This window comes from Shigella sp. FC1661, assembly GCF_001712525.1.
Classification (GTDB): domain Bacteria; phylum Pseudomonadota; class Gammaproteobacteria; order Enterobacterales; family Enterobacteriaceae; genus Escherichia; species Escherichia coli.
The window spans coordinates 1-14,260 of the sequence record NZ_MDGW01000006.1 but is presented as its reverse complement, the minus strand read 5'-3'; the positions used below and the strand labels follow the sequence as shown (position 1 = coordinate 14,260).

Below are 14,260 nucleotides of genomic sequence, written 5' to 3'. Positions count from 1 at the left end.
GGCGCACGTCTTCGGTGAACGCACTCTGGCCACACTGGAGCGTCTTCTGAGCCTGCTGTCGGCCTTTGAGGTCGTGGTATGGATGACGGATGGCTGGCCGCTGTATGAATCACGCCTGAAGGGAAAGCTGCACGTTATCAGCAAGCGTTACACTCAGCGCATTGAGCGACATAATCTGAATCTGAGACAACATCTGGCAAGGCTGGGACGGAAGTCACTGTCGTTCTCAAAATCGGTGGAGCTGCATGACAAGGTCATCGGGCATTATCTGAACATAAAACACTATCAGTAAGTTGGAGTCATTACCCCCCAAAAGATTTACTTAATGGGCAAAAAAAACGGTCCTCATCAGAGAACCGTATTACTTATTCGATCAAATTAGCGGATGAAAAATATCCGCCATGACACGCTATTATTTGATCTGCGCGTGCATTTCCTGCACCGAAATTACTTTTTCGGTCGCGTCGGCATTCAGCGCCATCGCGGTAGCGAAACCACCGTTCAGGGTGGTGTCATAATGCACTTTATATTGCAGCGCACTGCGACGGATCACGCGGGAGTCTTCAATCGCGCGACGGCCTGAAGTGGTGTTGATGATGTAGGTATATTCGCCATTCTTGATGCGGTCCTGAATGTGCGGACGGCCTTCATGCACCTTGTTCACCAGACGCGGATTAATGCCCGCTTCGCCCAGCACAATCGCCGTGCCGTGGGTCGCATCCAGCTCGAAGCCCTGTTTCAGCAGTTTTGCCGCCAGGTCCACCACGCGTTCTTTATCGCCTTCGCGCACGGAAAGCAACGCACGACCGTGTTTCTTCATGGTGGAGTTGCTGCCCAGCTGCGCTTTGGCAAACGCTTCAGCGAAGGTGCGGCCCACGCCCATCACTTCCCCGGTGGAGCGCATTTCTGGCCCTAACAGCGGGTCAACACCCGGGAATTTATTGAACGGCAGCACCACTTCTTTCACCGAGTAGTACGGCGGGATAACTTCTTTGGTTACGCCCAGCTCAGCCAGCGATTTGCCAGCCATCACACGCGCCGCCACTTTTGCCAGCGGTACGCCGGTGGCTTTGGAGACGAACGGAACGGTACGCGCCGCACGCGGGTTAACTTCAATCAGGTAGACTTCGTTGTTTTTCACCGCAAACTGCACGTTCATCAGACCGCGCACCTGCAATTCGAAGGCCAGTTTCTGCACCTGCTGGCGCATCACATCCTGAATTTCCTGACTTAAGGTGTAGGCTGGCAGAGAACATGCGGAGTCACCGGAGTGCACGCCCGCCTGCTCGATGTGCTCCATGATGCCGCCAATCAGCACCATTTCGCCGTCGCAGATGGCATCCACGTCAACTTCTACCGCGTCATCAAGGAAGTGATCCAGCAACACTGGCGCATCGTTAGACACGCTGACCGCCGTCTGGAAGTAGCGACGCAGGTCAGCTTCGTCATAGACGATTTCCATCGCCCGACCGCCGAGAACGTAAGACGGACGTACCACCAGCGGGTAGCCAATCTCTTTCGCCTTCTCTACCGCCATTTCAATAGCGGTAACGGTGGCGTTCGCCGGTTGTTTCAGTTTCAGACGCTCAACCGCATGCTGGAAGCGTTCACGGTCTTCTGCACGGTCGATAGCATCCGGGCTGGTGCCGATAACCGGTACGCCAGCAGCTTCCAGCGCGCGCGCCAGTTTCAGCGGGGTCTGACCGCCGTACTGAACGATAACGCCTTTCGGCTTCTCAATACGCACGATTTCCAGCACATCTTCCAGAGTTACCGGCTCGAAGTAGAGGCGATCGGAAGTGTCGTAGTCGGTGGAGACGGTTTCCGGGTTACAGTTAACCATAATGGTTTCGTAACCGTCTTCGCGCAGCGCCAGCGAGGCGTGTACACAGCAGTAGTCGAATTCGATACCCTGACCGATACGGTTCGGGCCGCCGCCGAGAACCATGATTTTTTCACGGTCGGTAGACGGATTCGCTTCGCACTCTTCTTCATAAGTGGAGTACATGTAAGCGGTGTCGGTGGCGAACTCTGCCGCACAGGTATCCACGCGCTTATAAACCGGGTGCAGGTCATACTGGTCGCGCAGCTTGCGGATTTCCGCTTCGCGCACGCCCGCCAGTTTTGCCAGACGCGCATCGGCAAAGCCTTTGCGTTTCAGCTGGCGCAGGAATTCAGCGTTCAGGCCAGTGATGCCCACTTCCGCTACTTTCTCTTCCAGACGCACCAGTTCTTCAATCTGTACCAGGAACCAGCGGTCAATATTGGTCAGGTTGAACACGCCGTCCACAGACAGGCCCGCACGGAAGGCATCGGCGATGTACCAGATACGCTCTGCGCCAGCATCTTTCAGTTCGCGACGGATTTTGGTTAACGCTTCCGGGTCATCGAGGCTCACTTTCGGGTCGAATCCAGTCGCACCGACTTCCAGGCCGCGCAGCGCTTTTTGCAGGGATTCCTGCTGCGTGCGACCAATCGCCATCACTTCGCCAACCGATTTCATCTGAGTGGTCAGACGGTCGTGAGCACCAGCGAATTTTTCGAAGTTGAAGCGAGGAATTTTAGTAACCACATAGTCGATGGACGGCTCGAAGGAGGCCGGAGTACGTCCGCCAGTGATGTCGTTCATCAGTTCGTCGAGGGTGTAACCCACCGCCAGTTTCGCCGCCACTTTAGCAATCGGGAAACCGGTCGCTTTCGACGCCAGCGCCGAAGAACGGGACACGCGTGGGTTCATTTCGATAACAATCAGGCGACCGTTTTTCGGGTTCACCGCAAACTGGACATTGGAACCACCGGTTTCAACGCCGATTTCACGCAGCACCGCCATCGAGGCGTTACGCATGATTTGATATTCTTTGTCGGTCAGCGTTTGGGCTGGCGCGACAGTGATGGAGTCACCGGTATGGATGCCCATCGCATCAAAGTTTTCGATAGAGCAGACGATGATGCAGTTGTCATTTTTATCACGCACCACTTCCATCTCGTACTCTTTCCAGCCGATCAGCGACTCATCAATCAGCAGCTCTTTGGTTGGGGAGAGATCCAGACCGCGGGCGCAAATTTCTTCAAACTCTTCGCGGTTATAAGCGATACCGCCGCCGCTACCGCCCATGGTAAAGGATGGGCGAATAATGCACGGGAAGCCCACGTCAGCGGCAACCGCCAGCGCTTCTTCCATCGTGTGTGCGATACCGGAACGCGCGGTTTCCAGACCAATTTTCTTCATCGCTACGTCGAAACGACGGCGGTCTTCTGCTTTATCAATCGCATCGACGGTCGCACCAATCATAGTCACGCCGAACTCTTCCAACACGCCCTGACGCTCCAGCTCCAGCGCGCAGTTCAGCGCCGTCTGACCGCCCATCGTTGGCAGCACCGCGTCCGGGCGCTCTTTTTCAATAATCTTGCGTACTACTTCCCAGTGAATCGGCTCGATGTAGGTCGCATCGGCCATTTCCGGGTCGGTCATGATGGTCGCCGGGTTGGAGTTCACCAGAATGACGCGGTAACCCTCTTCGCGCAGGGCTTTACATGCTTGCGCGCCAGAGTAGTCAAACTCACACGCCTGACCGATAACAATCGGGCCCGCACCCAGAATCAGGATACTTTTTATATCTGTACGTTTTGGCATGGCTCTTTTACTCCTGATTACTTAGCGGTTTTACGGTACTGCTCAATTAACTCGATAAAGTGGTCGAACAACGGCGCTGCGTCGTGTGGCCCAGGGCTGGCTTCCGGGTGACCCTGGAAGCTGAAAGCCGGTTTATCAGTGCGATGAATGCCCTGTAACGTACCGTCGAACAGGGATTTATGCGTGACACGCAGGTTTGCAGGTAATGTTGCTTCATCCACCGCAAAACCGTGGTTCTGGGCGGTGATCATCACCACGTTTTTCTCCACATCTTTAACCGGATGGTTGCCGCCGTGGTGACCAAATTTCATTTTGACAGTCTTCGCACCGCTCGCCAGCGCCAGCAGCTGATGACCGAGGCAGATGCCGAATACCGGAATATCGGTTTCGAGGAATTTCTGGATGGCGGTAATGGCGTAATCGCACGGGGCCGGGTCGCCAGGACCGTTGGAGAGGAAGATGCCGTCTGGATTCATTTTCAGCACATCTTCCGCAGAAGTTTGCGCCGGAACGATGGTCAGGCGACAGCCTCTATCCACCAGCATCCGCAGGATGTTGCGCTTGGCACCAAAATCATAAGCCACGACGTGGAACGGCAGCTCGTCTTCTTTTTTCGCTTCTGGCAGGCCGCCGGTCAACGTCCAGCTCCCTTGTGTCCAGCTATAGGCTTCTGCGGTGGTCACTTCTTTTGCCAGATCCATGCCATTCAGACCAGGGAACGCGCGGGCTTTTTCTAACGCCAACGCCGCATCCGGGTTATCGCCTGCGATAATGCAGCCATTCTGTGCGCCTTTCTCGCGCAGTAAACGCGTCAGCTTACGGGTATCGATATCGGCAATCGCCACGATGTTATGGCGCTTCAGGTAAGAAGAGAGGTCTTCGGTATTACGGAAGTTGCTGGCAATCAGCGGCAGGTCGCGAATCACCAGACCTTGTGCATGTACCTGAGAAGATTCTTCATCGGCGTCATTAGTGCCGACATTGCCAATATGGGGATAAGTAAGAGTAACGATTTGACGAGAATAGGAAGGATCAGTGAGGATTTCTTGATAACCGGTCATTGAAGTATTGAAAACGACTTCCCCAACCGCCGAACCTGTTGCCCCTATGGCCCGACCGTGAAACTGGGTTCCGTCTTCCAGAACCAATAGCGCTGACTTAATCAAAACACCCTCCAGAGAATATTCACTCACTTTATTTGCATATTAATTCACAATGATGACGTAAATCAATGCAAATCTGCTTACCGACGAATTTCTGGCAAACGGCGGCATTCTGGAGATATGGGCGCTAAAAGTCAACTTAATGGCGGGATTTTTTATATTATTTTGTGGCTCATGCATGTTTTACTGGCATTAAGCGACAAAAAGATCATATAACCTGTTCTGGAAAACGCTTGCGCAGCAAGAAGATTGCATGAAATAAAAGCGAGCAGGGAAAAGTGGACCAAATGGTCAAATTTTACATTAAAACAACAAAAACAGAAGACAAAACATGTAATTTTTGGCACTTATATACAATTTAAAAACATAACACTAAAAATAAAAGGGCCAAAAATTAAAGCCCTTTATAATCAATAAATTAAATGTGTTATTTTTGCACCATAACAAATATTTTGTGGTTACAAACTATTGAGATCAAGCACATCTCGCATATCAAAAAGACCACTTTCCTTACCACTCAACCAAAAAGCCGATCTTACCGCGCCGTTAGCAAATGTCATGCGGCTGGACGCCTTATGGGTGATCTCCAGACGCTCGCCAATATCGGCAAACATCGCGGTATGTTCGCCAACGATGTCACCTGCACGCACGGTGGCAAAACCAATGGTGCCAGGCACACGTTCACCGGTGTGGCTTTCACGACTGTAGACCGCGCAATCTTTCAGATCTTTATCAAGGGCGTGGGCGATCGCCTCTCCCATTGCCAGTGCGGTGCCTGACGGCGCATCAACTTTATGTCTATGATGTGCTTCAATAATTTCGATATCGGTGTAGTCACCCATCACTTTGGCTGCTTTCTCCAGCAGCTTAAGCATGACGTTAACGCCAACGCTAAAATTGGCGGCAAAGACAATCGCAATATCGGCGGCGGCGTCACGAATCGCCTGTTTACCGGCTTCGTCAAACCCCGTAGTGCCGATCACCATCCCTTTGCCATGCTGGCGACAAAAAGCGAGATGGTTCAGCGTACCTTCCGGACGGGTAAAATCGATAAACACATCAAAATCATCTTTTACCGCATCGAGGCTGCTTTGCACGGTAACGCCTGTTTTCCCTGCACCAGCCAGCTCACCGGCGTCGCTGCCCAGTAAAGAAGATCCTTCGCGCTCCAGCGCCGCGCCCAGCTGCACGCCTTCTAATGCCAGCGCCGCCTGAATCAACTGGCGGCCCATACGCCCCCCGGCTCCCGCGATGGCAACGCGGATGTTTGCATCATGCATAGCTATTCTCTTTTGTTAATTTGCATAGACCGTTTTCAGAGTAACCAGCGCATCGCTACGCCGCCAGCCAAAAACGCTGATAATTAGAAATTAATGATAAACAGGGAGGGATATCAGTGAAAGGCATGAGTCGATGAATGACTGCATGCCGATAACATGTGACAGGTTACGACGCCAGAGCCAGCACCTCAGCCACCCACTGCTGGAAGCCTTTCACATCCAGATCCAATGCCACCTTTACATTGGCTGGTTTGCCCAGGCAACCGTCGATATCAACCACCGTCGTGCCTGAGGTAAATTCGCCCTGAGTTTCCACTGCCACAAAACACGGTTTGAGAGTGAACAATTCCGGGCGCACCAGCAAGGCAATAGCGCAAAGATCGTGCATACGCAGTCCACTTTGCATACTGCCGCTACGGTAGTGGCTAAACAGGGCGTGGAGCATTTTTCCGGTGCGATTCAACTCCGGCAAAGTAGCGAGATAGTCAGGGGTTAATATTGCCTGATTGGTGACATCCAGACCGCACATGACGATTTCGATGCCGCTACGGAAGACACAGGCAGCCGCTTCTGGATCGGCAGCGATATTAAACTCGGCGTTTGGTGTGCAGTTGCCGCGACCAGCAGAACCGCCCATGATCACCAGACGACGAATATACGGTTTACATTCCGGGCATTGTGAAAGTAACAGCGCAATATTGGTTAACGGGCCGATGGCCACCAGGGTAACGGGCTCTGGTGCACGCATCAGGGCATCCCGAATCGCCAGAAACGCTGGTATCCCGAGCGGCTTTCGGTTGTGCTCAACAAAGTCGTAGCCAGCCATTCCCGATTCGCCGTGCACAGATGCCGCATCACGCGGTGCGCGTACCAGCGGCACAGCGGCTCCCTGGGCGAGCGGAATCTCCGCATTCCAGAAATGCAGCAGTTGCAGGGCGTTGCGGGTGGTTTTCTCAACCGAGACATTACCCGCGACGGTGGTCATCAGTTGCAGGTCGAGTTCGGGTGCAAAAATCGCGGCGGCAATGGCGACGGCATCGTCAATGCCGGGGTCAGTATCGAGGAAGATAGGTAAACGCATGTTTTCTCCATAAAAAATGCCGGTAACAAGACCGGCATTTTCGCATAACTTAGGCTGCTAATGACTTAATCGACTTCACGAATATCGACACGCAGCTCTTTCGGCACTTCGAAAACAATGTTTTCTTCACGGCCTTCCAGCGGAATGGCTTCACCACCGCCCAGCTGCTGCAAACGTGCCACCACATTCTGCACCAGAATATCCGGAGCCGATGCGCCCGCAGTCACGCCGACGCATTTAACCTCTTTCACCCACTCTTCCTGGATGTCTTTCGCATCGTCAATCAAAAACGCGCGTTTGCCCATACGCTGGGCCAGCTCCGCCAGACGGTTGGAGTTGGAGGAGTTTTTCGAACCGACCACCAACACAACTTCCGCCTGTTCTGCCAGGGCGCGTACCGCTTCCTGACGGTTAGTCGTGGCGTAGCAGATGTCATCTTTGCGCGGACCGACAATTTTCGGGAAGCGTTTACGCAGCGCGTCGATCACATCAGACGTGTCATCCACCGACAGCGTGGTCTGGGTCATAAAGGAGAGCTTCTCTTCGTTTTTGACCGTCAGTTTCCACACATCGTCCGGCGATTCGACCAGATACATTCCCCCTTCCGGGTTACTGTACTGGCCCATTGTCCCTTCCACTTCCGGGTGCCCGGCGTGACCGATGAGAATAGATTCTTCGCCACGGCGACTGGCGCGGGCGACTTCCATATGCACTTTGGTCACCAGCGGACAGGTCGCGTCAAATACCGTCAAATCGCGACTTTTTGCTTCGTTACGTACCGCCTGAGAAACACCGTGTGCGGAGAAAATCAGGATCGCGCCGTCCGGTACTTCGCTAATCTGCTCAATAAAGATAGCCCCACGCTCACGCAAGCTATCGACCACATAGCGGTTATGTACCACTTCGTGACGGACATATATCGGTGCGCCGTAAATGGCCAGCGCGTTTTCAACAATGCTGATAGCGCGGTCTACCCCGGCACAAAAACCACGCGGGTTGGCCAACAGGATCTGCATGTTACGCCTCCAATGCCGGATCGATTTCCAGCACTTCAATATCAAAATGAACGGTCTGCCCGGCCAGCGGATGGTTGAAATCAACGGTAATGGAGTCGCCGTTAATTTCGCGGATCACGCCAGGCATCTCACTGCCATCCATTGCGGTAAAAAGCATGATTGCGCCAATTTCTGGCTCGCCTGCATCCATAAATTCACGGCGGGAGAAGTACTGAATCAGGTCCGGTGACGGCACGCCAAACGCCGCATCTGGCTCCAACGAGAAGGTGGTTTTATCGCCCACTTTCAGCCCCAACAGGTGTTGCTCCAGCCCTTCAGAAAGAGAAGCATCACCCAGGCGGAACAGCGCCGGTTTACCGTTGTTGCGGGTAGACTCGGCGGTGGTGCCATCGTCGAGTTTTAGCGTGAAGTGCACCAGGACGGCGCTATTGCTCTGTACAGATTCAGACATGCAGGTTTGCTCTTATATTTGAGGATTTTTGCCGGATGCGGCGTAAACGCCTTATCCGGCAGGGTTTATTATTGTTTTTTCGCTCTAGAAGGCAAAAAACCTTCCAGCACAATCAGTGCCGCACCGACACAGATGGCAGTATCGGCAAGGTTGAAGGTGGCGAAGTGCCAGTCGCCGACGTAGAAGTCGATCATATCGACAACGAAGCCGTGCCACAGGCGGTCGAACAGGTTGCCCAGCGCGCCGCCAATAATCAGCGCGTAAGCGATATTGTTTAGCTTCTGCGTGGCCTTCGAGCGATACATCATCACTGCCAGGATCACGCTAATACCAATCGCAATACCGGCAAAGAACCAACGCTGCCAGCCGCCGCTATCGGCAAGGAAACTAAACGCCGCGCCATAGTTACGCGCATAATGCAGATTAAGCGACGGGAACAGCGGGACCGTATCCCCCAGAGCAAAGTTCTGGAGGATCAGGTATTTGCTGCCCAGATCGATAATCAGCACGACTACCACCAGCCACAGCCAGCGTAGCCCTGTTGAACAGATCGATTGACTCATCAGGCAAACTTACGTTTTTCACCGTCACCGGCGACGTTGCTGACACAGCGGCCGCAGATTTCTGCGTGTTCCGCCACCTTGCCGACATCCTGGGTGTAGTGCCAGCAGCGTGGGCACTTCTCACCTTCGGCTTTACTCAACGCGACTTTCAGCCCTTTGAGTACTTCGCTCTGCTGAGCATCAGCAGGTGCGTCGTGATAGTCTGCAACGGTAGCGCCGGAGGTCAACAGGACAAATCGTAATTCATCGCCCAGCGCGGTCAGTTTCGCCGCCAGTTCCGGTTCTGCATACAAGGTTACTGCCGCTTCCAGCGAGCCACCCACTTTCTTGTCGGCACGCGCTTGCTCAATGACTTTGTTCACTTCGCCACGCACTTTCAACAGCTCGTCCCAGAACGCATCGTTCATCGCTTCGCTGTCTGCCAGGCCAAACAGGCCTTCGTACCACTCACCGGTGAAGACGTATTTTTCACGTTCGCCCGGCAGGTAGCCCCACACTTCATCAGCGGTGAAGGAGAGGATTGGTGCCATCCAGCGCACCAGCGCTTCTGCGATGTGATACAGCGCAGTCTGGCAGCTACGACGCGCCACACTGTCCGCTTTGGCGGTGTACTGACGGTCTTTGATGATGTCGAGGTAGAAGGAACCCATCTCAACGGAGCAGAAGCGCATCAGACGCTGTACCACTTCGTGGAAATCGTATGCTTCGTACGCCTTGAGGATGTCTTCCTGTGCCGCTTTCGCACAACCTACGGCCCAGCGATCCAGTACCACCATCTCTTCCGGTTTCACCATATCTTTTGCTGGATCAAAACCGTTCAGGTTTGCCAGCAGGAAGCGCGCGGTGTTACGGATACGACGATAGCTATCGGCAGCACGTTTCAGGATCTCGTCAGAAACGGCCATTTCACCGGTGTAGTCGGTTGATGCCACCCACAGACGCAGAATATCCGCGCCCAGTTTGTTCATCACATCCTGCGGCGAAACGGTATTGCCGATGGATTTAGACATCTTGCGGCCCTGACCATCCACGGTAAAGCCGTGGGTCAGTACCTGACGATACGGCGCTTTGCCTTTCATCGCGGTGGAGATCATTAGGGAAGACATGAACCAACCACGGTGCTGGTCAGAACCTTCCAGATACATGTCCGCTGCATGACCGGCAAATTCCGGACGCACGTCAACAACAGAAGAGTGGGTAGATCCGGAGTCAAACCATACATCCAATGTGTCCGGCACTTTCACGTACTGATCAGCTTCATCGCCGAGGATCTCTTTCGCATCAAGATCCCACCACGCCTGGATGCCGTCAACTTCAACGCGTTTTGCCACTTCTTCCATTAGTTCGAGAGTACGCGGATGCAGCTCTTCCGTGTCTTTGTGCACGAACAGTGACATCGGTACGCCCCAGGTGCGCTGACGGGAGATACACCAGTCAGGACGGTTAGCAACCATCGACTCGATACGCGCCTGGCCCCAGTCCGGGATCCACTGCACGCCTTTGATCTCTTTCAGTGACTGCGCACGCAGACCTTTCTGATCCATGCTGACGAACCACTGCGGCGTCGCGCGGAAGATGATCGGCGTTTTGTGACGCCAGCAGCACGGATAGCTGTGCTGCATTTTCTCAACGTGCAGCAGCGCGCCTTTTTCCTGCAGCAGCGCAACGACGATGTCGTTCGCTTTGAAGACGTTCACGCCATCCAGCGTCGGATAAGTGCCCGGCAGATAAGTGCCGTCCGGGCCAACCGGGTTAGCGGTTTCCAGGCCGTATTTCTGACCGATCACATAGTCGTCCGGGCCGTGGCCAGGCGCGGTGTGAACGGCACCGGTACCGGCATCCAGGGTAACGTGATCGCCGAGGATTGCCGGAACGTCGAAGCCCATAAACGGATGGGTAAAGCGCAGCAACTCAAGCTCCGCACCTTTTACCGTGCCGAGAATGGTGTAATCGGTCACGCCGATACGCTGCATTACGCTTTCAACCAGATCTTTCGCCAGAATCACGGCCTGACCGTCGATCTGCACCAGCGCATAGTCGAAATCAGGTGCAATAGAGATTGCGCGGTTCGCAGGCAGAGTCCACGGCGTAGTGGTCCAGATCACCAGCGAGATTGGGCCGTTAACGTTGCTTACGGCAAATTTTGCTTTCAGTGCATCCTGATCGACCGCCTGAAAAGCAACGTCGATGGACGGAGAAGTTTTGTCGTAATACTCAACTTCCGCTTCCGCCAGCGCAGAACGGCAGTCAACGCACCAGTGTACCGGCTTCGCGCCTTTGTGCAGGTGACCGTTGCCGATGATTTTGCCCAGCGCGCGGATGATGTTGGCTTCAGTTTTGAAGTCCATGGTCAGGTACGGGTGCGACCAGTCGCCCAGCACGCCCAGACGGATAAAGTCTTTGCGTTGACCGTCAACCTGGGTCGCGCGTATTCGCGGCACTTGGCGCGGAACTCGGCGGCGGTGAATTTCTCACCCGGCTTACCGTATTCTTGCTCTACTTTCAGCTCGATCGGCAGACCGTGCAGTCCCAGCCAGGCACATACGGCGAGTCATAACCGGAAAGCCCTTTGGACTTCACGATAATGTCTTTCAGAATCTTGTTAACCGAGTGACCAATATGAATGCTGCCATTCGCATAAGGAGGGCCATCATGCAGAATGAAGGTTTTTTTGCCTTTTTTAGCCGCACGGATGATGCCGTACAGATCATCATCAGTCCAACGCGCCAGCATTCCCGGTTCGCGCTTGGCGAGATCGCCACGCATCGGGAACCCTGTTTCCGGCAAATTCAGGGTTGATTTATAGTCACTCATCAGATTCTCGGTTCCGTGTTTCGGTTTGATTACATAACAGGCTTAAGCCGGTTTTGTTAGCCCAAAAAATTCGCGGGCGGTTAATTCATCACGCGCAATCTGCGCTTTCAGTTCGTCCAGCGACGCAAATCGCTGCTCATTGCGTATTTTTTTACGCAGCACTACTTGTATATGGCGACCGTAAAGGTCCATTGCAACATCTAACAAATGCACTTCCAGCTGCTGGCGAATACCGGCAACCGTTGGGCGTGTTCCGATGTTTGCCACGCCGGGTAACGGCTTTTCACCGAGGCCCAGCACTTCTACCGCATAAACCCCTTTCACCGGGGAAACCTGACGGCGTAGCGGTACATTCGCCGTCGGGAAACCTATAGTGCGCCCTAATTCATCACCGTGGACTACACGCCCGGAGATGGCAAACGGGTGCCCCAGTAAACTTTCTGCCAGAGCCAGATTGTCATCCGCCAGCGCCTGACGCACAGCGGTGCTGCTAATACGCACGCCACCTTCGCAAAAAGTTTGCGTACTAGTGATATCGAAGCCGTATTCCATGCCAGCTTTCTGTAATAACAAGAAATCGCCTTCACGACCAGCGCCAAAGCGGAAATCATCCCCTACGGCAAGAAATTTTACGCGCAAATGCTTCACCAGAAGATCGCTGATGAAATTTTGCGCGGTTAACGCCGCGAAACGCCTGTCGAAACGCACGCACAGCACGTAATCAACGCCACACTCTGCAAGGTAACGCAGTTTTTCCCGCAGCCGGGTCAGTCTTGCCGGGGCTTTATCGGTAGCAAACAGTTCCAGTGGTTGAGGTTCAAAAAGCATCACCATCACCGGTAAGTTGCGCTTGCGCCCTTCTTCCTGCAAGCCCTGTAACAGCGCGCGATGACCGCGATGCACGCCGTCGAAATTACCAATAGTCAGCACACACCCTTCTTGCGGGGCCTGGCTGAGATTATGTATGCCGCGTATCAGCTTCATGTCTGGCTCAAAACAGTGAAAATCGTCCGAGTATACCTTGTACAGCGGTCAAGGTTAACCGGCGATTGAGTACCGAAATCAGAAAGAAGTGGCTTTTCATTGCCATGGCGCAAATCACGGGAAGAAAGTGACCGCCTGCTGCAATTTTTATCGCGGAAAAGCTGTATTCACACCCCGCAAGCTGGTAGAATCCTGCGCCATCACTACGTAACGAGTGCCGGCACATTAACGGCGCTTATTTGCACAAATCCATTGACAAAAGAAGGCTAAAAGGGCATATTCCTCGGCCTTTGAATTGTCCATATAGAACACATTTGGGAGTTGGACCTTGGCTAATATCAAATCAGCTAAGAAGCGCGCCATTCAGTCTGAAAAGGCTCGTAAGCACAACGCAAGCCGTCGCTCTATGATGCGTACTTTCATCAAGAAAGTATACGCAGCTATCGAAGCTGGCGACAAAGCTGCTGCACAGAAAGCATTTAACGAAATGCAACCGATCGTGGACCGTCAGGCTGCTAAAGGTCTGATCCACAAAAACAAAGCTGCACGTCATAAGGCTAACCTGACTGCACAGATCAACAAACTGGCTTAATCGCCAATTTGCTGAAGCTTTGTGAAAAAGCCCGCGCAAGCGGGTTTTTTTATGCCTGCTGCTTTTATGATGCGTGAGAGAACACACTACCGGTTGCCAGATAGTCAAAAGATGCTGGCTTTTGCAGACATGCCGTTACACTTTCTGAACTCTTCGTGGCTTAAGAATCGTAAAACCATCGGCTGATACATTCTGAACAAGAATATCTACTCAATCTCGGTAATGACTCCAACTTACTGATAGTGTTTTATGTTCAGATAATGCCCGATGACCTTGTCATGCAGCTCCACCGATTTTGAGAACGACAGTGACTTCCGTCCCAGCCTTGCCAGATGTTGTCTCAGATTCAGATTATGTCGCTCAATGCGCTGAGTGTAACGCTTGCTGATAACGTGCAGCTTTCCCTTCAGGCGTGATTCATACAGCGGCCAGCCATCCGTCATCCATACCACGACCTCAAAGGCCGACAGCAGGCTCAGAAGACGCTCCAGTGTGGCCAGAGTGCGTTCACCGAAGACGTGCGCCACAACCGTCCTCCGTATCCTGTCATACGCGTAAAACAGCCAGCGCTGACGTGATTTAGGTAAGCGTAAACTGACCGCCGTATGTAGCCATTAAGCCTGTATTGGTAACGTAGGTGCCCACCTTTTCAACTAGTGGACACCTGTTATGGAACAGAAAG

The 14,260-nt window shown here is 53.3% G+C and carries 11 protein-coding genes and 3 pseudogenes; 2 read left to right on the top strand and 12 right to left on the bottom strand.

The features are described 5' to 3' along the window. A pseudogene (locus BFF42_RS00430) lies at positions 1-292 on the top strand (IS1-like element IS1X2 family transposase); the annotation flags it as partial. Positions 293-412: 120 nt separating this feature from the next. Here the strand turns inward: BFF42_RS00430 and carB are convergent. The 11 genes and pseudogenes from carB to BFF42_RS00380 form a co-directional block, all read right to left on the bottom strand. After that, complete coding sequence (carB, locus tag BFF42_RS00425; protein WP_039059995.1) at positions 413-3,634, bottom strand: carbamoyl-phosphate synthase large subunit; 3,222 nt, start codon at positions 3,632-3,634, stop codon at positions 413-415. A 17-nt stretch (positions 3,635-3,651) separates the two neighbouring features. Next, positions 3,652-4,800 carry a glutamine-hydrolyzing carbamoyl-phosphate synthase small subunit gene (carA, locus tag BFF42_RS00420; RefSeq protein WP_000597260.1) on the bottom strand — a complete coding sequence of 383 codons (1,149 nt, stop codon included), beginning with the start codon at positions 4,798-4,800 and terminating at the stop codon, positions 3,652-3,654. A gap of 455 nt (positions 4,801-5,255) precedes the next feature. Beyond that, a complete protein-coding gene (dapB, locus tag BFF42_RS00415) occupies positions 5,256-6,077 on the bottom strand; it encodes a 4-hydroxy-tetrahydrodipicolinate reductase (RefSeq protein ID WP_000543609.1) in 822 nt (273 codons plus the stop codon). A 166-nt stretch (positions 6,078-6,243) separates the two neighbouring features. After that, positions 6,244-7,158 carry a ribonucleoside hydrolase RihC gene (gene rihC / locus BFF42_RS00410; RefSeq protein WP_001239132.1) on the bottom strand — a complete coding sequence of 305 codons (915 nt, stop codon included), beginning with the start codon at positions 7,156-7,158 and terminating at the stop codon, positions 6,244-6,246. A 65-nt stretch (positions 7,159-7,223) separates the two neighbouring features. Next, complete coding sequence (gene ispH / locus BFF42_RS00405; protein ID WP_001166395.1) at positions 7,224-8,174, bottom strand: 4-hydroxy-3-methylbut-2-enyl diphosphate reductase; 951 nt, start codon at positions 8,172-8,174, stop codon at positions 7,224-7,226. Between the two features lies 1 nt (position 8,175). After that, positions 8,176-8,625 carry an FKBP-type peptidyl-prolyl cis-trans isomerase gene (gene fkpB / locus BFF42_RS00400; RefSeq protein ID WP_000004655.1) on the bottom strand — a complete coding sequence of 150 codons (450 nt, stop codon included), beginning with the start codon at positions 8,623-8,625 and terminating at the stop codon, positions 8,176-8,178. 68 nt (positions 8,626-8,693) lie between these two features. Then, positions 8,694-9,188: a signal peptidase II gene (lspA, locus tag BFF42_RS00395; RefSeq protein ID WP_000083372.1), complete on the bottom strand. Its 495-nt coding sequence runs from the start codon at positions 9,186-9,188 to the stop codon at positions 8,694-8,696. Next, a complete protein-coding gene (locus BFF42_RS28200) occupies positions 9,188-9,511 on the bottom strand; it encodes a zinc finger domain-containing protein (RefSeq protein ID WP_242412312.1) in 324 nt (107 codons plus the stop codon). Before BFF42_RS28200 ends, lspA begins: the two co-directional genes overlap by 1 nt. 24 nt (positions 9,512-9,535) lie before the next feature. After that, positions 9,536-11,921 (bottom strand): annotated as a pseudogene (gene ileS, locus BFF42_RS00390) (isoleucine--tRNA ligase); the annotation flags it as partial. A gap of 123 nt (positions 11,922-12,044) precedes the next feature. Then, entirely contained in the window at positions 12,045-12,986 is a 942-nt protein-coding gene (gene ribF, locus BFF42_RS00385) for a bifunctional riboflavin kinase/FAD synthetase (RefSeq protein ID WP_000767329.1), read from the bottom strand. 7 nt (positions 12,987-12,993) lie between these two features. Beyond that, on the bottom strand, positions 12,994-13,212 hold the full coding sequence (locus BFF42_RS00380; protein WP_001295417.1) for a DUF2575 family protein: 219 nt from the start codon (positions 13,210-13,212) through the stop codon (positions 12,994-12,996). Between the two features lie 102 nt (positions 13,213-13,314). Here BFF42_RS00380 and rpsT point away from each other — a divergent pair, with 102 nt between their 5' ends. Next, entirely contained in the window at positions 13,315-13,578 is a 264-nt protein-coding gene (gene rpsT, locus BFF42_RS00375; RefSeq protein WP_001274021.1) for a 30S ribosomal protein S20, read from the top strand. 233 nt (positions 13,579-13,811) lie between these two features. Here rpsT and BFF42_RS00370 read toward each other — a convergent pair. Continuing rightward, positions 13,812-14,159: pseudogene (locus tag BFF42_RS00370) on the bottom strand (IS1-like element IS1X2 family transposase); the annotation flags it as partial. Positions 14,160-14,260 lie beyond the last annotated feature (101 nt).